Genomic DNA, 20,145 nt, shown 5'->3' with positions numbered 1-20,145 from the left:
TCGTTATATTTTTATGACGTTATTCTAAAGTTTTACTTTTGCACCAATTTTGTGCGTTATGCGCTATACTGGTGCGCATTAATTTACGCATTATAGTGCTAAATGAACTAACTTTATGAATATAAACAAAAAAGTCAGTTGGCACAGGCTTTGCTATACTCAAGCTGTATTTTTAGACGCTGTCTACGGAGGACAACATGTCAGCTAATAAGATTTTCGATACCATCAAAGAACACGACGTAAAATTCGTCGATTTACGCTTTACCGATACTAAAGGTAAAGAGCAACACGTCACTATTCCGGTGTCGCAAATCGACGAAGACTTCTTTGAAGAAGGTAAAATGTTTGATGGTTCATCTATTTCCGGTTGGAAAGGTATTAACGAATCAGACATGGTACTGATGCCAGACAACGAGTCTGCGGTGATTGACCCCTTTACTGATGAAGTCACATTGAATGTACGTTGCGACATTCTTGAGCCGGAAACTATGCAAGGTTACAGCCGTGACCCGCGTTCAATTGCAAAGCGTGCGGAAGACTTCCTGCGTTCATCAGGCATTGCAGACGACGCTTACTTCGGTCCTGAGCCTGAGTTTTTCCTGTTCAACGACGTGCGTTTCCATACTGATATGAGTGGTTCGTTCTACAAAATTGACGCTGAAGAAGCGAAGTGGAACTCAGGCCGTGAATATTCAGAAGGTAACCTGGCTCACCGTCCTGGTGTAAAAGGCGGTTACTTCCCGGTACCTCCGGTAGACTCAGCGCACGACATTCGTGGCACCATGAGCTTAGTAATGGAAGACATGGGTATGGTTGTTGAAGCCCATCACCACGAAGTAGCAACAGCTGGTCAGAACGAAGTTGCAACTCGTTTTAACACCCTGACTAAGAAAGCCGATGAACTGCAGGTTTATAAGTATGTGGTACACAACGTTGCACACTCTTATGGCATGACAGCAACCTTTATGCCGAAGCCATTGGTTGGAGATAACGGTTCTGGTATGCACGTGCATATGTCACTGAACAAAGGCGGCGAAAACTTATTTGCCGGCGACCAGTACGCAGGCCTAAGTGAAACGGCACTGTTTTACATTGGCGGTATTATTAAGCACGCACGTGCCATAAACGCCTTTGCGAACGCCTCAACTAACTCGTACAAGCGTCTGGTTCCTGGTTTTGAAGCACCGGTCATGCTGGCTTATTCTGCCCGTAACCGTTCGGCTTCTATCCGTATTCCATTGGTTTCCAGTGCGAAAGGCCGCCGTATTGAAGTTCGCTTCCCTGACCCAAGTGCGAACCCGTACCTGGCCTTTACTGCGCTGTTAATGGCTGGTCTTGACGGCATCCGTAACAAGATCCACCCTGGCGATGCCATGGACAAAGATTTATACAATCTGCCTCCTGAAGAAGCGAAAGACATTCCGACCGTTTGTCATTCATTAGAAATGGCTCTGGACGCGCTGGATAAAGACCGCGACTTCCTGAAGCAGGGCGGAGTTATGGATGACGACATGATTGATGCTTACATCGATCTTAAGTACAACGAAGTAGAAACATTGAAGAAGACTACCCACCCGGTAGAATTCGATATGTACTACAGCGTTTAATGGTTACTGGCCGGGTAAGGTGTCTTGCCTTACCCGGTTGCACCAACTTGGTGCGTAATTTATCCTGCCTTCGTGAACGATAGCGCGCTACTTAACCAACTACTCACAGGCATACTCATCCTCGATGATCGCCTGACCATCCGTTACGTCAATTCGTCTGCTGAATCCTTGCTCGATCACAGTGCAAAACGCTTGTTGGGCGAACCCTTTACTGCGGCTTTTTACCAATGTTCGCTGGCCTCAGAAACGCTGATGGAGTGTCTGAATAGTGAGCAGACGGTGCTGAATGCGGAAGCTCAGTTTGCGCTGCATTCGGGGCACAATATTCAGGTGGAAACCAGCATTCAGACGGTAGAGCAACCTTTTGGGCGTGCTTTGCTACTGGAATTAAAACAAGTAGACCAGTTGCGGCGGATAAATCAGGAAGACCAACAGCGTAATCAGCTATTCGCTACCCAGCACTTATTGCGCGGTATGGCGCATGAAATAAAGAACCCTCTGGGAGGTTTACGCGGCGCGGCGCAATTATTGGCCCGGCAACTTCCGGACGAGAGCCTGACAGAGTATACGGATTTGATTATTAGCCAGTCGGACCGGTTAAGGTATTTGGTCGACAGGTTACTTGGGCCGGTAAAAAGGGGCGAGCCGAAGGAAACCAATATTCATGAGGTGTTGGAAAGAGTTGCCAGAACTCTGGTGTACGAATATGGCGACTCGCTGCATTTGATCCGGGATTACGACCCGTCGCTACCGGATATTCAGGTGGTTGCGGAAGCTTGTGAGCAGGTATTTTTGAATATTGCCCAAAATGCAGCACAAGCGATGTCCGGCGAAGGCACCATTACAATTAAAACCCGGGTAGAGCATCAATTGACTCTGTTTGGACAGCGCTATCGGCAATGTGCAGTGGTTACTTTGACCGATAATGGACCCGGTATTCCGACAGAGTTGCGCGATACCCTGTTTTATCCGTTGATAAGTGGTCGTGCGGAAGGAACCGGGCTCGGCTTGTCGCTGGCACAAAACCTAGTGCATCAGCATAAAGGGAAAATTGATTTTGATTCCAGTCCCGGAAAAACCCGGTTTTCAGTGTATTTGCCTTATCTTTCTGCAGAAAATGGTAATGAGGTGACGGATGACCACTAATGCTCAGTTATGGATAATTGATGACGACGATTCTATTCGCTGGGTACTGGAAAAAGCCTTTGCCGATAGCCGCTATCACGTGCGCAGTTTTGCCAATGGCGAAGATTTTTTCACGGCTTTAAAGAGTGATAAACCAACCGTTGTGCTCACCGATATCCGTATGCCGGGAGAAGACGGCCTGGCTGTACTGGAGCGTCTGCATCAGACTCAGGCGCATCTGCCTGTTGTTGTTATGACCGCGCATTCCGATCTTGAGACAACGGTAAAAGCGTTTCAGGGCGGCGCATTTGAGTATCTGGCAAAGCCTTTTGATATTGATGAAGCTATTACCGCCGTTGACCGTGCTTTGCAGCATGCCAGACAAAGCGAAAATGCGCCCGCGGAAGCGGATGCAAATTCAGTTCCCGAACTTATTGGCGAAGCCACGCCTATGCAGGACGTGTTTCGTGCTATCGGACGCTTGTCGGGCTCAAGTGTTAGTGTGCTGCTTACCGGAGAAACTGGTACCGGCAAAGAAGTTGTTGCGCGTGCTCTGCATAAACACAGCCCGCGGGCGGATAAACCCTTTATTGCACTTAACATGGCTGCGATACCGGCCGATTTAATTGAGTCGGAACTGTTCGGGCACGAGCGTGGAGCCTTTACCGGAGCCGACCGAAAACGCGTAGGACGTTTTCAGCAAGCCGACGGTGGTACTTTGTTTCTGGATGAAATTGGTGATATGCCGTTACCGGTTCAGACCCGGCTGCTGCGGGTTCTGGCCGAAGGGCAATTTTATCCGGTGGGAGCGCTGCAGCCGGTAAAAGTGGATGTGCGTGTTATTGCTGCCACTCACCGGGAGCTGGAACACTTGGTTAACCAGGGCACATTCAGGGATGACCTTTATCATCGTCTTAACGTTATTCGTTTGCGGCTGCCGCCTCTGCGAGAACGATCAGAGGATATTGATACTCTGGCCAGACACTTCCTTAAAAAATCGGCTGAAGAGTTGAATGTCACACCAAAATCGTTGTTAAATGAAACGCTTAGCACATTAAAGAGTTACAATTGGCCAGGGAACGTCCGACAACTGGAAAATACCTGTCGCTGGCTAACCGTTATGGCGCCCGGGCAGCAAATAAGTCCCCGGGACTTGCCTGAAGACATTCTAGTGACTTCAGAGCCAGGTTCGACAGAGCCTGGCGGTGAACTTACCTGGTTACACTTTTTGCAAACTGAGCTGGAACAGCAGCCGTTAAACTCGCAGGATGTTCTGCAAAGTTATCAGCAGCAGCTGGAGCAGGTTGCGTTACAGACTGCGTTAAAACGTTTTTCCGGACATAAACAAAAAGCAGCCGCATGGCTGGGCTGGGGAAGGAATACCTTAACCCGAAAGCTAAAAACTCTGCTAAAGTAAAAGTTATGTAAAGAGGGTCGTATCCATCCCCGGCATTTTGGATCATGGATTTATTTCTGGAGAGAACAACAAGTTATGAGACATTCCGTACTACTCATTGACGATGATACTGAAATGTCTGTCATGCTGACAGAATTGTTTAAACGTGAATCTGTGGATTTAAGTGTCGCTGAAGATGGTGTCACTGGTCTTGATAAAGCACTTAACGGTGACTACGAACTTATTTTGCTGGACGTTATGTTACCCGGCATTGATGGTATGCAGCTTTTGCAGCGGTTACGCCAACAACATCGTGATACCGCCGTACTGATGCTGACGGCTCGTGGCGACGATGACGACAGAGTTATGGGGCTGGAGCTTGGCGCAGATGATTATCTGCCAAAACCTTTTAATCCACGTGAACTGATCGCCCGTGTCAGAGCTCTGCTGCGTCGCACGCCAAACACGACTATGCAGAATGAGAGCCTGAATGTTTGCGGCATAGTGCTGGACCCGGCTACCACCGAAGTGAAATGCGATGACGCCGAACTGATACTGACACCAACCGAGTTTGATATTTTGCGTTGCCTGATGCAGCAAGCCGGTCAAATGGTCAGTAAAGATCAGCTTTCAGTGGCTGCACTGGGACGAAAAATGGAACCTTTCGACCGCAGTCTTGACGTGCATATTAGCAACATCAGGAAGAAATTCCCGGCAAAACCTGATCGTATTCAAACTATACGAGGTCGCGGCTACCGACTGATTGCAAGCTTATGAAGAACCGGCGTACGCGGTGGTACCGATCGCTTGCTCTGAGATTACTTTTCATTTTTTGGGCGCTGCTTTCGGTCACAGCGGCCAGTGGTTATTTGTTGGCGGTTTGGAACAAACCCAAAGCTGAACTTAAACCACTGGAGCCGGAGATTTATCAGACGTTACAGCCTTTATTGAGCGATGCGTTAACCTTTCACTCTCTACAACCCGGCCGGCTTATTGCTGGCGACTACCGCGTTGCCGCGCAGTTATCGGTACAGGGCAGCGAGAAGCTCTTAATGGATGAGATGCTGCGCGTGAGTCACGGCTCCACGCTATTGCGTATGCTGGGTCAGGATTCACCTCAGCAAATTCCTCTGGATGAACGTTTGTTAATGGGGCCGTTTGAGCTCAATGGCAATAAAATTCTGGTGACTAAGCCCTTAGGCATTGAAGAGCAGGTTGACCGTGAACGCCTGGAAGCAGAATCCACCCGCGCACGCATACTGACCTTACTGGTCGGTAGCGGTTTGCTAGCGGTATTACTTGGTATTTGGCTTATTCGTCCCATACGACGAATGATTCTGGCAATGCGTGAAGTGGCTGACGGTAGTGCGACGCCTGAACTTAAACGTTTACCTAAACGTGGTGATGAAATTGGCGAACTGGCACGAGCTTTATCGCAAGGTGCGCTCGACTTAGCAACTTCGCGTGACGCGCAACGGCGACTACTCAGCGATGTATCGCATGAGCTGCGCTCGCCTATGGCACGTATGCAGGTGGCTTTGGATTTAGCCGATTGCAATGAGGACGACCCCAATTGGCAACAGCTGCGCCGCGATACTGAGCGTCTCAGTGTGATTATTGAACGTATTCTGTCGTTATCGAGACTGGAGAACGGGCTGGTTGATTTGAACCATGAAAGCCTGGATAGCGGCGAACTGGTACAGCAGCTGATTAACGATATGTGTTATCAGCATCCAGAAGTACGCGAGCGCTTGCTGCGGCATGGTAGCAACTGGCCGGTTATTGATACCGACCCTGAATTGCTGCGGCTGGTTCTCGAGAATATTGTTCGTAACGCGCTGCACTACACCGAAGATAACGTAGAGCTTTCTTGTGACGACTACGGCAAAGGGTGTCATATACGCATTCGGGACCACGGTCCGGGGGTTGATGAAAGCACCATAAGTAAACTTTTTGTGCCCTTTTATCGCGGCGATCCGGCGCGACACCATAAAGCTGGCGTTGGTCTTGGTTTAGCCCTGAGTCATCGCGCGGCGGCTGTTCTGGGTGGTGAACTAAAAGCTCATAATCACTCTGAAGGGGGACTTGAAGTCGTGTTAGACTTACCCAAAAGTCAGCCCGAACAGAAAGAATGAAGCAACCACCTACTACACAACAACGCCCTGCAGACGACACGCCCGAATGGCTGGAATTTTTTAATTCTCAAGTCGAAGTCTTTTGGGAGCAGCAAGTTACCTCTGAGTATTTCACTGCATTTGATGGTATCAAACTACACTTTGCCTATTACCGGCATAGTGATTCCGCACCCTTAGTGGTTATTGCTCCAGGGCGAATTGAATCAGCCCTGAAGTATCAGGAACTGTTTTGGGAACTGGCGCAGCAGGGCTTTTCCGTTGCCGCACTGGATCATCGGGGTCAGGGATTGTCGGGGCGTCTGACGGCGAACCCTCATCAGGGACATGTCGAGAACTTTAACGACTTTGTACGTGACTTCTCGGATTTTACCGACCAGTTAATGGCACGATTTGGCGATGTACCTAAAATCTTGTTTTCCCATTCGATGGGCGGAACGATAGCGACCATTTACTGTGCTACTTACCCCCACCCTTATAAAAAACTCATACTCTCCGCTCCTATGTTTTCCATAGAAACAGGAATAGTTCCCTATTGGCTGGCGCGTTGGATAGTTTTTGCGGGAGCCTGGCTAAACCGCTGGCTGGCAAAACCCTGGTACTTTCTCGGTATGGGAAATTACAAGTCGGTGCCTTTTGAAGATAACGTTCTGACACATAGTCGACAGCGGTATAAGGCATTTCGTGATGTTTACGATAATGTTTCGGATGTTCAGCTGGGAGGGCCGACATTTAACTGGCTGTATGAAGCTATCAGTGCCGCTATCAGCGCGCAGAAGCTGGTAAATGACATCACCATTCCGGTCATTCTGTTTCAGGCCGGGAATGACAAAGTGGTTTCCGCTTCCGGGCAAAAGAAAGTGGCGGCAGCGGTTACCGGAGACCACTTTCGGTTTGAGATCATTAAAGGTGCGTCGCACGAGCTGATGATGGAAACTGACGAGTTTCGTCAACCTGTGCTTGACGCTCTTATTGAAGAAACCCGGAAACTTGTTAACGCTTGAGTGAGCCTTCTACCACGGCGACAATTTCAGGATCCATGTGGACAATAATGTCGGCTCCCGGAAAAGCTTTCATCAGTTGGGCTTCAACATCATCGGCAATGGCGTGTGCCCGTAATAGAGACAACTCGTTGGCCAGCTCAATGTGCAACTGAATAAAACGTACCGGGCCGGCTTCGCGTGTGCGTAGACCGTGAAAGCCCCTTACGCCGTCCACCTCCATTGTGATATTACCAATCTGCTCTTGTAGCTCTTCTGACAGTTCGCGATCCATCAGTGCCTGAAATGCGTCCCAGCCAATACGAACTGCGCCAATAATGAGATAAACCGCAATGCCCATGGCAAAAATACTGTCAGCCCAGAGCCACCCATAGCTACTTAAAATTAATGCCACAATAACGGCTAAATTCAGCAGTATGTCCGACTGATAGTGAAGATTATCGGCCTGCACGGCCTGAGAGTTAGTATGACGAATAGCCATACGTTGAATAACAATTAAAACAAAGGTAATGACAATAGCAATGGCAGAAACCGCGATGCCGTAGCCCACTTTAGGCACACTGCCGCCCTGCATAAATTGTTGAACGCTGTGAAAAATAAGCAGCATGCTGGAACCAGAAATAAAAGCGCTTTGCGCTAATGCCGCCAGGGACTCAGCTTTACCGTGACCGAATCTATGCTCTTCATCTGCAGGTTGCAAAGCGTAGCGAATCGCAAAAAAGCTAAATATGGAAGCGCCGCTGTCTAAAATTGAATCGGTGAGAGATGCCAGCATACTGGCGGATTCGGTCTGGAACCAGGCAAAAAGCTTAATGGTAATTAGGGTGATGGCGACTATAACCGAAGCTGTACTTGCCAGTCGCACCCAAAACGCATAATTCTGTTGGTAGTTTTTCTGAATTGCCACAGTACCGGTACACATTTATAAAAGATATTCTGCTATTCTACCGCTTTTACCTAAGTGATGAAAACGACCATGTTGCACCTTGTACTGTTTGAGCCTGAAATTCCCCCTAATACCGGTAACGTTATCCGTCTGGCGGCGAACACGGGCATGTCCTTGCATTTAATTGAACCCTTAGGGTTTGAGCTGGATGAAAAAAAAGTACGCCGGGCGGGTCTTGATTATCACGATTTAGCTTCTGTGAATATTCACAAAGACTGGCAGAGCTTTTTGAATAATACCTCGTTTAACCGCATTTTTGCGTGCACAACTAAAGGTAAGACAAATTACTCTGCGGTGGCTTATCAGGCCGGAGATGTTTTGTTGTTTGGCCCTGAAACCCGCGGACTGCCAATGGAAGTTCTGGAAACCTTTCCACAAGAGAATTGGTTGAGACTGCCAATGGCGGATACCAGCCGAAGCCTTAATTTATCTAATTCAGTGGCTATTTTTGCTTATGAAGCCTGGCGGCAGCATGATTTTACAGGCGCTCGTTAATTTGCTGCTTAGCTGTTTTCTCAATTGTCTGTTCGAACAGCGTGTTATCAAATAGCTGACGAAGTGCACGGCCTCTGTTGTTGTCGGAAAAGGCCACGAATAAAGGTTGTGGGTCCGACAGCTTCTGCTTCTTGTAGGGCTTTTCAGTCCAGTCAGGCAGATTATCTTTATAGTCTATTACCGCACTAACTCTTTCCATATCCAGTAGTGCAAAGCAGTCCAGAGAATTCGATGCCCGGTAAAAGGGTTGCTCGGTATTCACTAAGGTTTGCATGAAGCGGGGCCCGGATACACAAATAGGACCATCATTCGGCTTTTCAAGAGTAAAGAGAAAAATGCTGTCGTCGTAGGCAATATGATATTTAGACAGAATGATATTTTTTATTTTCTGATCAGGACGAACACCGATTAACGCATCTGCACGGCCTTCTTGTAGTAATTGAATACTTCGCTGCCAGCTGCTGACAACCGTATTGAGCCGGGATGTAAAAGTCGGAAATACGGATTTAGCTAAATTCCATAATTTACCTGTGCCGTCGGCATTCAGTAAGCCCTGGTGTATGGCTCCTACAACCGTCAGTTGCTCAGGACGCTTTATGGGCTGTATTGGTGTTTCCAGGGTGACACCATACTGCTCGCGCAGTGCCTTCATCCGGCCGTTGTCGCGCATAGTTTGCAGGTGATAAGTCAGTTGAGGTATCAGTCTCGCATGCTCTTCATTCAGATAATGAAAGCCAACCTCTGTCGATAACTTATGAGTAATTAAATGAGGGTTATCTTTCAGATCTGAATTTTCAAATTGAAAATCCCCCATAAATGCCATTTGAATGCGCCCCGAATCGAGTAATTTTACCACTTGCTCAATATCAATAGGGGTGACAATAGACGGTTCGTAAGGCAGGTTTTCGACCAATTTGGTAATTGAGTCCATACCGTTAACATAGGCCAGACTTTTCATTTCTGACAATGGGCAGTAACCACAGTTACGACGATCGGCTACCGCGATAATGTCGAAAGTGAATAGTGGAAAAGGCACCCGGCGCAGGTGTCGACGTTTGTCTTCAAGTAGCGCTGTTCTTCCTAGCTCCCCGGCGATGGTACCTTCAGCAGCCAACTGTTCACCTCGTAAGCGGGGAAGTTCGATGTACTCGAGTTCAATACCGAGTTTTTCGTATGCCTCTTCAAGCACCGCTGTTACATATTGCGTAAAGGGGCCTTCCTCGGGAGCACGGAAGGTCAGTTTCTGCTCTGAGAAGGCAAAACTGGTCATCGGGAGCAGGCCCGTGAGCAGTAACAGAACGCAAAAACGTAACGGTGACTTCATAACAACACGTGTGATCTTATTTCATAAAAGAGTGGTTAGTATAGCAGTCTTCAGAGGCTCGTCACGAGCCCTGAAAGTTATTTATTTTCATATGGTTACGCTTGTTAACAGTGGGTCTACTAAGGCGTATTACATAAGTTAACTGCGTGAGAATTTTAGGTCTGTTGATAATAAATGCGTTAATCTATTGTCCTAATTTGACAGTTAGGTCGTTAACGCTCTAGCGTTGCAGTCTGTTGATTTTATCAGTTGAAATATTTTAGCGGTGAAAGCCGTCGGTAACTAGGGGTTTATTTATGGTTAGGTCGTTGTTTTCCTTGCTCTCTTTGGCGGCATTGTCATCAGTTTTTACTGCGCCGTCAAATGCTGCCGATAATGATACGTATCGGCATTTACTGTTGGCTGGTGGTGGTCTGAAGGCCTGTTCGAGTTTCGCGTCGGATAACTGTGACGACGTTGACTGGATAGATAAGGAAACGATGCGCACAGACAGATATTTAAACCTGTCGAAAAAGTTTCGCTCGAAAGCAACGGCAGAATCGGTTTGGCCAACTTATCGCGAAGAGACTCGCAAAAAAGTCGCTGATGCGCTGGAATTAATTCATGAACGTTTAAAAGAGGACATTGTTCCTGAGCGCGTTTTTCTGCGTGAATTTACCCGGCGGGCGACACAACAGCTTTATAACTCGTTGTCAGATGCGGAATGGAACCGGATTATTGATTTAATTGAGTTGCCGGTTCCGGATTCCGCACGTGAAGTGGTTAATCTGGATGAAAACCTCAAAGGCGAGTCAAAAGCTATTTTTCAGCGCTTTGTTGAAATGGCGCAGTCAGTTGCCGGAGATGAACGGAAGCCAAAGGTGTATTTCCTGACCTCTGCATCACGTAATCCGTACGATAAGGTAGATTTTTACAATAGTGTATTTGAACAGCTGGGAGCGGAAGTGCATTGGCTGCCACTGGATTCTGCTTTAGTAAAAGCTCAGCGGGAAGGTCGCTGCGATGAACTAGCAAAAATTCAGCAAAAGCAATTAGGTGCTTATGAACGTGACCGAGTGCATCAGGACCGGTATCAGGAGCAAGTCGCTTTTTGCAAAGATTCTGATGCGGCTGCAGAGATGCTAGCGGACGCCGATGGACTGTTTTTTAATGATGGTGATCAGAACCTGACTCGTTCAACCTTTATTAAGGTGAACAATGAACCCGGCGATGTGCTGAAGACAATTATCGCAGCTGTGCAACAGAAGGAATTGGTTATTGGCGGAACGGGTGCCGGCACTGCGGTTATGACGTCTAAGCCGATGATTTCTAATGGCACAACCGCCGAGGCCATAAAAGAGGGAGCTATTGCTTCCGATCCTCCTCTATTTGGTTGCGATTTAGACACTACTTGTCCGCCGAATGTCGAGCCTGATAGCCTGACTTACCATCCGCTGGGTGGGTTAAGTTTGTTTCACTATGCCACACTAGATACTGAGTTTTCTGAGCGTGGACGTCAGGGGCGCTTAATGCGTTTGGCGGCTTCCAGCTCAACACCGTTGTCTATTGGTATTGACGAAAACACTGCAATGGAAGTGAATTTAGAGAGCGGTGCTTTCAACATTATTGGTGAGCGTGGTGCATTTATGGTGGAAGATGCACAGGGAACCGATAATGCAGTAGCTGCTACGTTTCATTATCTGGTCGCCGGAGCATCGGGGGTTATCTCTCCGTATGGATTACAAACTGCCGAATTTGCGGAAGGTGATGACGTGATCCAGGAAGAGCCAACAACCAACTTTCTCAGCGATCGTGGCTTAATCGATTCCATGCGCATTTTGTGTGGCGAGCGTAAGCAGGTCAGCTTGTTGAATAAGGACTTCCGCCTAATTGCACAGCGCGGGGAATCCAGTCGCGTACAGTCTTCAGGTGGCGAATGCCAGATTGTAAACGGCAGCATTGGTATTGCCTGGCAGCCACAGGAGCAGCTGTAACAACTGGAGAATCGAGTGCGTAGCCTGACATTCATGTCAGGTGAGGTACTGGACCTGACGTAAACGCCAGGCTACGAAATACGTATCAGGCGACGCCGAACTCGGCGCGATACGCCTCAACTTTGGGCAAATACTCGTTAAAGGTGTCGTCATCTTTCAAAAAGGTGATGACATCATTTAAGCTCACAATGCTGACCACCTGAGCATTAAAGTCGCGCTCAACTTCCTGAATGGCGGATAACTCCCCCTTGCCTTTTTCCTGACGGTCTAAAGCAATAAGAACGCCCGATAATTCGGCGCCGTTTGCTTCGACAATTTCCATGGCTTCACGAATAGCTGTGCCGGCGGTGATCACGTCATCAACCAGCATCACTTTACCTTCGAGCGCAGACCCCACCAGGTTACCGCCTTCGCCGTGATCTTTCTTTTCCTTGCGGTTAAAGCAATATGGGGTGTCTTGCTGATGGTGGTCGTATAAGGCGACCGCTGTGGCAGTGGCAATAGGAATGCCTTTGTAGGCAGGGCCAAAAAGCACATCAAAATGGATACCGGAGTCGACCAGCGCGGCGGCGTAAAAGCGACCTAAACGGGCTAAGTCAGAACCTTTATTAAAAAGCCCTGCATTAAAAAAGTACGGACTGGTGCGGCCGGACTTTAAGGTAAATTCACCAAACTTTAATACGCCACGCTCTATGGCAAACTCAATAAACTCTTTTTGATACGCTTTCATTGCCTGCTTATTCCTCGCTTACTTTTATACTGAAGCTTACGCTAACGCTTGTTTTTGAATATCAATTAACTCGCGAATACTGTGACGCGCCATTTCGACTAAGCTATTCATTTCGTCAAAACTGAAGGCTTCGCCCTCGGCGGTGCCCTGAATTTCGATAAACTTGCCGGCTTCTGTCATGACAATGTTCATGTCGGTATCGGCTTTTGAGTCTTCAATGTATTCCAGATCGCTGACCGGCTCTCCGTCCAAAATACCGACTGAAATTGCTGCGACCATTTCTTTTAACGGGTTCACTTTGACCATGCCCTGACCGCGCATCCAGTTCAGTGCGTCAACTAAGGCGACGCAAGCACCGGTGATAGATGCGGTACGTGTGCCACCGTCGGCCTGAATCACGTCACAGTCGATAGTAATGGTGTGTTCACCTAAGGCGCTCATGTCGATGCAGGTACGCAGTGAGCGGCCAATCAGGCGTTGAATTTCTAAGGTACGACCGCCTTGCTTACCACGGGATGCTTCGCGGGCAGAACGGGTATGCGTTGCGCGGGGTAACATGCTGTATTCAGCGGTAACCCAGCCCTGACCTTTACCTTTTAAAAAGCGAGGAACACCTCTTTCTACCGAGGCATTACAAAGCACTTTGGTTTCGCCAAACTCAATTAAAACCGAGCCCTCTGCGTGTCGGGTAAAGTTACGGGTAATGGTTACCGGTCGAATTTGTTGTGCCGTACGGCCACTTGGACGCATGTCATCTCCTTACTGAGTGAATGTCGCAATGTATGAAATTGGGCGCAATTGTAGCAGAATTGCACGAGTAATGGATCGCGATTCGCGCAGCAACGTATTACACTAGACCCAGTAGAAAAATATGAGCGGGAGGCAGTATGTCGCGTTCAGATGATGAAGAATTTGAGCTGTTTCGTCAGGAAATGACTGACGTAACACCCTTGGCCGGTGAAGAAGTTGCCGATATTAAGCAGGCTTTTGAACCCACGCTGGCACAAAAAGAGCGTCGCCGCGCTGCGGAGGCGGAAGAGGCTGAAAACGAAAACTTTTTATCGACCGAGTATGTGGATTTGGTCGAGCCGGACGACATTATTGAATTTCATCGCGACGGTGTTCAGGCCGGTGTTTATAAACGTTTGAAACAAGGTCGTTATACCATGGAAGCCAGTCTGAACCTGCACCACCATACGCTGGTAGAAGCGCGCACAGCACTGTTCAATTTTGTGCAAGATTGCCATAAAGCGGGTGTGCGTACGGCGTTGATTATTCACGGTCAGGGTAAGCACAGTAAACCGCACCCGGCACTGATTAAAAGTTACGTGAATAAATGGCTGCGCGAGCTGGCGCCGGTACTGGCGTTTCATAGCGCACAGCGACCCCATGGTGGCCGCGGCGCAGCCTACATAATGATGAAAAAGAACGCCGAACAGAAACAAAAGAACCGTGAAAAGCACGCTAAGCGGTAAGCCAGAATAATCTGAGGCCGACTACAGTCGGCCACTCATGATCAAGCCGGCAATGAAGGATATGCCGCCGCCGCCAAACCCCAGAATAACGCCTAAATAACACCCCCAACGTTTGGACTTTGGCGTATTAACGTGGCGTTGCACCTGAACCTGATAGTACATGATGCCGGCTACCAACAGACTGTAGGTGGTAAGTGGCAGAACCCAGCCGGGGTCCAACTCATAACTAGCAAAAAACAAACCGCCTATAACCACCAAAAATATTGCTGCCCGATTTCTTAAACGGACCAGATGCTTCTTGGCTTGCTGTGTTTCGGCGTACTTCTGTGCCTGACGGGAGCCGATAAACAAGCCGGCTAAGGCTGCAAAAATACCAATGGCTGCAATACCCAAAAAGGTGATCCACTTGATTCCGCTACCGAGTGCACCGGAAGCGGATAAGCCAGCCGCTGCTGCCGGTGGACTGCCAAATGTTAGTGTCGAGCTGAGTATCGTGGTGACGCTGAGAGACGGAGCACTGAGTAAGGCGGCTTTTCCGACTCGACTCAGTAAGTCCGCCGCAAGCATTTTGCGGGCGCGGGACAAACGTTTACGCACCGTTGCAGCGTCAACACCCAACAGTTCAGCAACGTGCTCACTGGACTGTTGCTCTCGGTAGTACAGCAGCACAATATCGCGGCTGTCATCGGGCAGGCGAGTGAGTGCTTGTGCAATAATTTGGTTCCGCTGCTGCTGTGTAAAGTCCTCATCTGGCTGTTCAGTTGCTATGAGTTGTTCCAGCTCTTTGTCGAGAGGTTTTTGGCGTTGACGGTGATTGTGTTTTTCCTTCTCAAGCCATTGATAAGCACAATGGCGAGTGGTCTGTCGAAGCCAGGGTAAAAAGCTTTGTGCCTGTTTCAACTGGTTCATTTTCTGCCAGGCCAGTATATAGGCTTCTTGGGCCACATCTTCACTGGCTTTAACGTCCTGAACAATGGCCAACGCGACACTGGCAACCAGGTTTTGTGTGCACTGAATAATTTCAGCAAAAGCTGATTTATCACCGGCTTGCGCGTGTTTGACGTGTTGAGTTAACGCAGCGATGTTACTGTGCATGACAACGCTCCTCGATAAAGTCGGTGGTTTGCTGAATAAAGGATTGCGGCTGGTCCCACATAATAAAATGCCGCGCCTGCTCAAACTCTACCAAGGTTATCAGGTTGCTACCACTGACTTGTTTTTGGTAATGCGTCATAGCGGTAGCGCGTTGCTCTTTCGGAAATGCACCCGTTGCTGCCATCTGTAACACCGGAATCTCCAGTTGTGTTAGTTGAGGTCTTAAATCTGTTGTCATCAACTCATAGATAGCACGCCCTGCCGTTTTCGGATCGGACGATTTAGCCATATCTACAATAAGTTTTTGCCCTTGAGTTGAAGCAGTGTGCCGGGAGACTCCCTGCGCTGTTTGATCCGCCATGGTTGCTGCAGACATTTTCTGATAAACCGACAGTAATTGCTGTGCCTGAGGTTTGGCTTGGTCTGCAGTTAAAGCTGGATTCATCGTCACTAATGCAGAGAAAAACGGGATGCCATCAACGGCAACCACACAGCTTATGGCAGGCTTATCGGCTAAGGCTAACTGGTAACCGAGGAAGCCGCCCAGACTATGACCTACAATTATCGCATTCCCGGAAGTATGGTCAGTTAGATAGTTGGATATGGCAGCCATGACGGGCTGGGTAAATTGCTGCCGTAGTGGCGGGTAATGTGGCTGATCACCAAAGCCGGCAATACTGAGCTGATGAACCTGATAATTTTCACTCAGTTTATGTGCAGTATCCTGCCAAACTCGAGTGTCGCTGGTAAGACCGGGTATGAGCAACACATCCTGCCCGCTACCTGACACCTGACTTGAAAGAATGTCTGAGTTTTCATTGGCAAACGCAGGGTTCATACTGGCATTGACTATGAATGACAAAATAACGGTTATTGTGAATTTCATTATTTATTTCCTTTGTTGTGGCCGGCTACGGCGGTTTACTGTGTGGGTTAATGTTGCGTACTCAGTAATAAAGTCAGGTTGGCCGTTAAAAGTGTGACATCTTTATTTATCGAGGCTTTGACTTCACCTTGGTCGGGATCACAGGTAATATCAGCGCACATTGTTATCACAACGTCATCCGCAACGGCTGCTTAGCAGCAAAGGAACCGACATGATTCAAAGTATGACTGGCTATGCTCGTTACGAGCAAAAAGCTGACTGGGGCACCGCAGTTTGGGAAATACGTTCCGTTAACCAACGGTATCTGGAAACCTACTTCCGCTTGCCGGAAACTTTCCGTTCGCTGGAAAACTCATTGCGTGAACAGTTTCGTAAAAAGCTGCAGCGCGGCAAAGTTGAGTGCAAGCTGAGCCTGCAGGTAGATGAAGCCCAACAAAGTGCCTTGTCGATTAACGAAGACCTGGCAAAAAGCGTGATTGCCAGCGCCAAGTGGGTGAGCCAGCATTCCGCCGCGGGTCAGTTAAACCCTATTGATGTTCTAAAATGGCCCGGCGTTGTTGCCGCTCAGGATCAGGATATGGACGAGCTGCAAAAAGACGTTCTGGCTGCACTGGAAAAGACCACCAATGACTTTATTGAAAACCGCAAAAGCGAAGGTGCAGCTATTGATAAAATGCTGCAGGAGCGCTTAGACGGTGTGACCTCGCAGGTGGCTTTTGTGCGTGAGCGCATGCCGGAAGTTATGACATGGCAACGTGAGCGCTTACTAACCCGCTTTGAAGAAGCGAAAGTGGAGCTGGACCCGCAACGCGTTGAACAGGAAATGGTCATGCTGGCGCAGAAAACCGACGTAGCCGAAGAGCTCGACCGCTTAGACGCTCACGTGGAAGAAGCCCGCAAAATACTTAAAAAAGGTGGCCCCTGCGGACGCCGCCTGGACTTTATGATGCAAGAGTTCAACCGCGAAGCAAACACCCTGGCTTCTAAGTCTATCAACTCTGAAATTACCGCCGCTGCAGTGGAATTGAAGGTTTTGATTGAGCAGATGAGAGAGCAAATCCAGAATATTGAGTAATGTTAGACTATAAAGTGCTTTAATTAAAGAATAGTCTACTGGAGTTTAGGGCGTCAGTAGTAGTTTATGCTGGCTTAGTAATAGTTAAAAAGCGAATAATTAGAATTAAAGGATTAATGATCCCTATGGCGATTATCGGTATTGATCTTGGTACGACAAATAGTACCTGTTGTGCATGGAAAGGTAATGAACTGTTAAAAATTCCCAATGCCCTAAATTCATTTCTCACACCGTCTGTAGTCGGAATAGATGATCATAAGACGATTATAGTTGGTCAAACAGCAAAGGAACGGCTGCTGACCCATCCGGATAAAACGGTTGCTGTATTTAAGCGTCTTATGGGAAGCGATCATAAAGTTAAGATCGCGTCTAACTCATATTCTGCTCCAGAACTCTCGTCGATTATTATTAGAAGTTTGATCGAAGATGCTGAAACTCATCTTGATGAAAAAGTGACAGAAGCAGTAATCAGTGTTCCTGCCTATTTCAACGAAAATCAACGAGCCGCCACAAAACTCGCTGGAGAACTTGCTGGAGTGAGAGTTCGACGCCTAATTAACGAACCTACTGCAGCAGCTATGGCTTATGGACTGAATCGACGCCAAGAGGGTACGTTTTTAATTCTTGATATGGGGGGAGGGACTTTTGATGTTTCAATACTTGAATATTTTTCAGGTGTTATGGAGGTCCATGCCAGTTCTGGAGATAACTTCCTAGGAGGAGAAGACTTTGTTCAGGCAATGATTGACGATGCCTTGGTTAAACTAAATTTAAGAAAAGAAGAACTAACTTCAAAAGAAAACCATCTCCTTTACTTGCAAATGGAATCCTTGAAAAACCGAATTGACCAAGTGGATCGAGAAACACTACAGATTCAAGTAGGTGATGAGTTCGTCGATTTTAAGGTTAGCCAACAGTGGTTCTCAACAACCATCACCCCTCTTTTATTAAGAGTCAGAACCCCTATTCAGATGGCCTTAAACGATGCAGGTATGCACGCTCAACAAATTGATGAAATTATTTTGGCTGGGGGAGCAACGAGGCTTCGACAATTTCGCTCTATGGTAGCAAAAATCTTTGGAAGACTTCCTTTTTGTGATATCGATCCTGATACTGTAGTAGGTATTGGCGCGGGAATTCAGGCTGGGTTGCTCGAAAAAAACCGGGCTTTGGATGATATTGTCCTTACAGATGTATGTCCTTACACACTGGGTATAGAAGTAGTGGATGAAAATGGTAAGCCGGGACAATTTTTACCTATAATTGAGCGAAACTCCATCGTTCCCGTCAGTATTGAGAGAAGAGTATATACAACTCAAAACGATCAAAAATTCTTGATGATAAAAGTCTACCAAGGCGAAAATAGATTAGTCGAAAAAAATGTTTTTCTCGGGTTTGTTAATGTGCCCGTACCAAAATCTAAAGCGGGAATTGAATCGGTCAGAGTTCGTTACAGTTATGATATGAATGGTTTATTAGTTGTTGATGTCACAGTGGAATCTACAGGAAAAATCTTTAATAAGGTTATTGAGAATGCTCCGGGTATGCTCAGTGATGCTGAAAAACAAAGTTCCCTCAAAAAGTTAGAAAAATTAAAATTTCACCCGAGAGACGATCAGAAGAACGCGCAACTGATAGCTAAAGGAGACAGGTTGTATACATCAAGTTTGGGCGAAGTCCGAAATCAAATTGCAATGGCAATCTCTAATTTCGAGCGAGTTCTGGAAAAGCAAAACAAAGTGCAGATTGAAAGAGCGCAAAAGGAATTTTCCGACTATTTAGAAGAGCTTGATAAAGAAGGACATTTTTAATGTCTGTGTGGGAAGCTTTAGCTATACAACAAACGTTAAGCGTAAATGAAATAAAAAATGCTTATGCAAAACAATTAAAGAATTGTCGACCTGATATAGATCCTGAAGGGTTTCAAGTATTACATAGAGCATACAAAGAAGCTCTACGTATAGCTCATGAACAGAATGAGCTAAATAGTAAAAGTAGTCGGGATTCAGAACAAGTTTATATCGACAATTCGAAACTGGTAGATGAGCCTCTCAAGGTTACGGAAAATCAAGAAGTAGAAAAAACAATAGGATCTGTAGCTTATACTGAAAAGTTAAATCAGGAATATCAGAATTATACTCGGATAATTACGGAAGTATTGAAAAATACAAAAACTCGAAACGATATTTCACAATGGAAGTTCCTTTTCAAGTCGGATTGCATATTAGACCCTCAATTTAACGAAGAGCTAGGTCTTTTTGTGATTGAGAATATTTTGGCGATAAATAATGATTTTCAAAATTTAACTCGCCATAAAAAGAGATACAGTTTACCGGATGCAACGGTGAGAGAAGAAACGGTCAGATATCTCGATACAATTTTTTATTGGAGAGGAAAAGTTCAAAATTTACGTTATTACTTCGGAGACGACGATACCGTAAAAATACTGAATATGTTAGATGAATATGATCAAAACATTGATGAAATCAGCGCAATAAAATCAGTTAAAGGTGGTGAGGTTAAAGAGAAGGCTAGTCAGAGAGTTGACGAAGCGAGAGCGTTTTCCGAAGCTAGAGATGCTTTAGGAGAACTAAAAAACATTACTTATTTTACTCATGGTATAGGAATTCTTGTTCTTCTATTTTCAATTAACACCTTAATGGAGAAACAAGTACCTAGTGAAATTGCCTTCAGTAGCACATTTTTTATTTTATTTATTATACAGTTGGTAGGAGTCACTATTAAAAATAGGTATATTCTCTACACTATGTGGCCAACGTCATGTTTATTGCTTTTTTTCTTCCCTATAGGAACTTTTTTGGGCGTAAGAATGGGGCTTTGTTTGAGCCGAGGCTTGAAGTATTTTCGTTATGCGAGGTAGTACT

The 20,145-nt window shown here is 46.9% G+C and carries 18 protein-coding genes; 12 read left to right on the top strand and 6 right to left on the bottom strand.

Annotated elements, in window-relative coordinates; genetic code table 11:
* The first annotated feature begins 197 nt into the window (after positions 1-197).
* From glnA to NJR55_RS04895, 6 genes are all read left to right on the top strand, one after another.
* A complete protein-coding gene (gene glnA, locus NJR55_RS04920) occupies positions 198-1,607 on the top strand; it encodes a glutamate--ammonia ligase (protein WP_011235662.1) in 1,410 nt (469 codons plus the stop codon).
* A gap of 72 nt (positions 1,608-1,679) precedes the next feature.
* On the top strand, positions 1,680-2,753 hold the full coding sequence (glnL, locus tag NJR55_RS04915) for a nitrogen regulation protein NR(II) (RefSeq protein WP_253618373.1): 1,074 nt from the start codon (positions 1,680-1,682) through the stop codon (positions 2,751-2,753).
* Complete coding sequence (gene ntrC / locus NJR55_RS04910; RefSeq protein WP_253618371.1) at positions 2,743-4,149, top strand: nitrogen regulation protein NR(I); 1,407 nt, start codon at positions 2,743-2,745, stop codon at positions 4,147-4,149. Before glnL ends, ntrC begins: the two co-directional genes overlap by 11 nt.
* Positions 4,150-4,224: 75 nt before the next feature.
* Positions 4,225-4,905 carry a response regulator transcription factor gene (locus NJR55_RS04905; protein WP_011235659.1) on the top strand — a complete coding sequence of 227 codons (681 nt, stop codon included), beginning with the start codon at positions 4,225-4,227 and terminating at the stop codon, positions 4,903-4,905.
* A gap of 95 nt (positions 4,906-5,000) precedes the next feature.
* Entirely contained in the window at positions 5,001-6,263 is a 1,263-nt protein-coding gene (locus NJR55_RS04900; protein WP_253618369.1) for a sensor histidine kinase, read from the top strand.
* Positions 6,260-7,264, top strand: a complete 1,005-nt coding sequence (locus NJR55_RS04895) for an alpha/beta hydrolase (protein ID WP_253618367.1) — start codon at positions 6,260-6,262, stop codon at positions 7,262-7,264. The genes NJR55_RS04900 and NJR55_RS04895 overlap by 4 nt, the downstream gene beginning before the upstream one ends.
* On the opposite strand, the gene fieF is transcribed toward NJR55_RS04895, so the two are convergent.
* On the bottom strand, positions 7,254-8,183 hold the full coding sequence (gene fieF, locus NJR55_RS04890; protein WP_253618365.1) for a cation efflux pump FieF: 930 nt from the start codon (positions 8,181-8,183) through the stop codon (positions 7,254-7,256). The genes NJR55_RS04895 and fieF overlap by 11 nt on opposite strands.
* A 54-nt stretch (positions 8,184-8,237) precedes the next feature.
* On the opposite strand from fieF, the gene trmL reads away from it, so the two are divergent.
* A complete protein-coding gene (gene trmL / locus NJR55_RS04885; RefSeq protein ID WP_253618363.1) occupies positions 8,238-8,702 on the top strand; it encodes a tRNA (uridine(34)/cytosine(34)/5-carboxymethylaminomethyluridine(34)-2'-O)-methyltransferase TrmL in 465 nt (154 codons plus the stop codon).
* Here the strand turns inward: trmL and NJR55_RS04880 are convergent.
* Complete coding sequence (locus tag NJR55_RS04880) at positions 8,686-9,972, bottom strand: ABC transporter substrate-binding protein (protein WP_253618361.1); 1,287 nt, start codon at positions 9,970-9,972, stop codon at positions 8,686-8,688. The two genes, trmL and NJR55_RS04880, sit on opposite strands and share 17 nt — an antisense overlap.
* Positions 9,973-10,322: 350 nt before the next feature.
* Here NJR55_RS04880 and NJR55_RS04875 point away from each other — a divergent pair, with 350 nt between their 5' ends.
* Entirely contained in the window at positions 10,323-11,999 is a 1,677-nt protein-coding gene (locus tag NJR55_RS04875) for a cyanophycinase (RefSeq protein WP_253618359.1), read from the top strand.
* An 85-nt stretch (positions 12,000-12,084) separates the two neighbouring features.
* Here the strand turns inward: NJR55_RS04875 and pyrE are convergent, their stop codons facing one another.
* Positions 12,085-12,729, bottom strand: a complete 645-nt coding sequence (gene pyrE / locus NJR55_RS04870) for an orotate phosphoribosyltransferase (protein ID WP_253618357.1) — start codon at positions 12,727-12,729, stop codon at positions 12,085-12,087.
* A 36-nt stretch (positions 12,730-12,765) separates the two neighbouring features.
* Positions 12,766-13,479 (bottom strand): ribonuclease PH, encoded by a 714-nt coding sequence (gene rph / locus NJR55_RS04865; RefSeq protein WP_224798449.1) that lies wholly within the window; start codon positions 13,477-13,479, stop codon positions 12,766-12,768.
* A gap of 137 nt (positions 13,480-13,616) precedes the next feature.
* Here rph and smrA point away from each other — a divergent pair, with 137 nt between their 5' ends.
* A complete protein-coding gene (smrA, locus tag NJR55_RS04860) occupies positions 13,617-14,204 on the top strand; it encodes a DNA endonuclease SmrA (protein WP_253618355.1) in 588 nt (195 codons plus the stop codon).
* A gap of 21 nt (positions 14,205-14,225) precedes the next feature.
* On the opposite strand, the gene NJR55_RS04855 is transcribed toward smrA, so the two are convergent.
* Entirely contained in the window at positions 14,226-15,299 is a 1,074-nt protein-coding gene (locus tag NJR55_RS04855; RefSeq protein WP_253618353.1) for an RNA polymerase sigma factor, read from the bottom strand.
* Positions 15,289-16,185, bottom strand: a complete 897-nt coding sequence (locus tag NJR55_RS04850; RefSeq protein ID WP_253618351.1) for an alpha/beta fold hydrolase — start codon at positions 16,183-16,185, stop codon at positions 15,289-15,291. The genes NJR55_RS04855 and NJR55_RS04850 overlap by 11 nt, the downstream gene beginning before the upstream one ends.
* 211 nt (positions 16,186-16,396) lie before the next feature.
* Here NJR55_RS04850 and NJR55_RS04845 point away from each other — a divergent pair, with 211 nt between their 5' ends.
* The 3 genes from NJR55_RS04845 to NJR55_RS04835 all read left to right on the top strand — a co-directional run bounded on the left by NJR55_RS04845 (position 16,397) and on the right by NJR55_RS04835 (position 20,141).
* A complete protein-coding gene (locus NJR55_RS04845; protein WP_253618349.1) occupies positions 16,397-17,260 on the top strand; it encodes a YicC/YloC family endoribonuclease in 864 nt (287 codons plus the stop codon).
* A gap of 125 nt (positions 17,261-17,385) precedes the next feature.
* A complete protein-coding gene (locus tag NJR55_RS04840) occupies positions 17,386-19,071 on the top strand; it encodes a molecular chaperone HscC (protein WP_253618347.1) in 1,686 nt (561 codons plus the stop codon).
* Entirely contained in the window at positions 19,071-20,141 is a 1,071-nt protein-coding gene (locus NJR55_RS04835; RefSeq protein ID WP_253618345.1) for a hypothetical protein, read from the top strand. Before NJR55_RS04840 ends, NJR55_RS04835 begins: the two co-directional genes overlap by 1 nt.
* Positions 20,142-20,145 lie beyond the last annotated feature (4 nt).

Source organism: Idiomarina rhizosphaerae (assembly GCF_024159085.1).
GTDB classification, from domain to species: Bacteria; Pseudomonadota; Gammaproteobacteria; order Enterobacterales; family Alteromonadaceae; genus Idiomarina; species Idiomarina rhizosphaerae.
Note: the sequence above shows the minus strand (reverse complement) of the source record. Positions and strands in the feature narration are given on the sequence as shown.

Excerpts from the sequence above, each read along its gene's own strand:
- glnA (WP_011235662.1), top strand. The coding sequence starts at position 198 with ATGTCAGCTAATAAGATTTTCGATACCATCAAAGAACACGACGTAAAA.
- ntrC (WP_253618371.1), top strand. The coding sequence starts at position 2,743 with ATGACCACTAATGCTCAGTTATGGATAATTGATGACGACGATTCTATT.
- NJR55_RS04905 (WP_011235659.1), top strand. The coding sequence starts at position 4,225 with ATGAGACATTCCGTACTACTCATTGACGATGATACTGAAATGTCTGTC.
- NJR55_RS04895 (WP_253618367.1), top strand. The coding sequence starts at position 6,260 with ATGAAGCAACCACCTACTACACAACAACGCCCTGCAGACGACACGCCC.
- fieF (WP_253618365.1), bottom strand. The coding sequence starts at position 8,183 with ATGTGTACCGGTACTGTGGCAATTCAGAAAAACTACCAACAGAATTAT.
- trmL (WP_253618363.1), top strand. The coding sequence starts at position 8,238 with ATGTTGCACCTTGTACTGTTTGAGCCTGAAATTCCCCCTAATACCGGT.
- NJR55_RS04880 (WP_253618361.1), bottom strand. The coding sequence starts at position 9,972 with ATGACCAGTTTTGCCTTCTCAGAGCAGAAACTGACCTTCCGTGCTCCC.
- NJR55_RS04875 (WP_253618359.1), top strand. The coding sequence starts at position 10,323 with ATGGTTAGGTCGTTGTTTTCCTTGCTCTCTTTGGCGGCATTGTCATCA.
- pyrE (WP_253618357.1), bottom strand. The coding sequence starts at position 12,729 with ATGAAAGCGTATCAAAAAGAGTTTATTGAGTTTGCCATAGAGCGTGGC.
- rph (WP_224798449.1), bottom strand. The coding sequence starts at position 13,479 with ATGCGTCCAAGTGGCCGTACGGCACAACAAATTCGACCGGTAACCATT.
- smrA (WP_253618355.1), top strand. The coding sequence starts at position 13,617 with ATGTCGCGTTCAGATGATGAAGAATTTGAGCTGTTTCGTCAGGAAATG.
- NJR55_RS04855 (WP_253618353.1), bottom strand. The coding sequence starts at position 15,299 with ATGCACAGTAACATCGCTGCGTTAACTCAACACGTCAAACACGCGCAA.
- NJR55_RS04850 (WP_253618351.1), bottom strand. The coding sequence starts at position 16,185 with ATGAAATTCACAATAACCGTTATTTTGTCATTCATAGTCAATGCCAGT.
- NJR55_RS04845 (WP_253618349.1), top strand. The coding sequence starts at position 16,397 with ATGATTCAAAGTATGACTGGCTATGCTCGTTACGAGCAAAAAGCTGAC.
- NJR55_RS04840 (WP_253618347.1), top strand. The coding sequence starts at position 17,386 with ATGGCGATTATCGGTATTGATCTTGGTACGACAAATAGTACCTGTTGT.
- NJR55_RS04835 (WP_253618345.1), top strand. The coding sequence starts at position 19,071 with ATGTCTGTGTGGGAAGCTTTAGCTATACAACAAACGTTAAGCGTAAAT.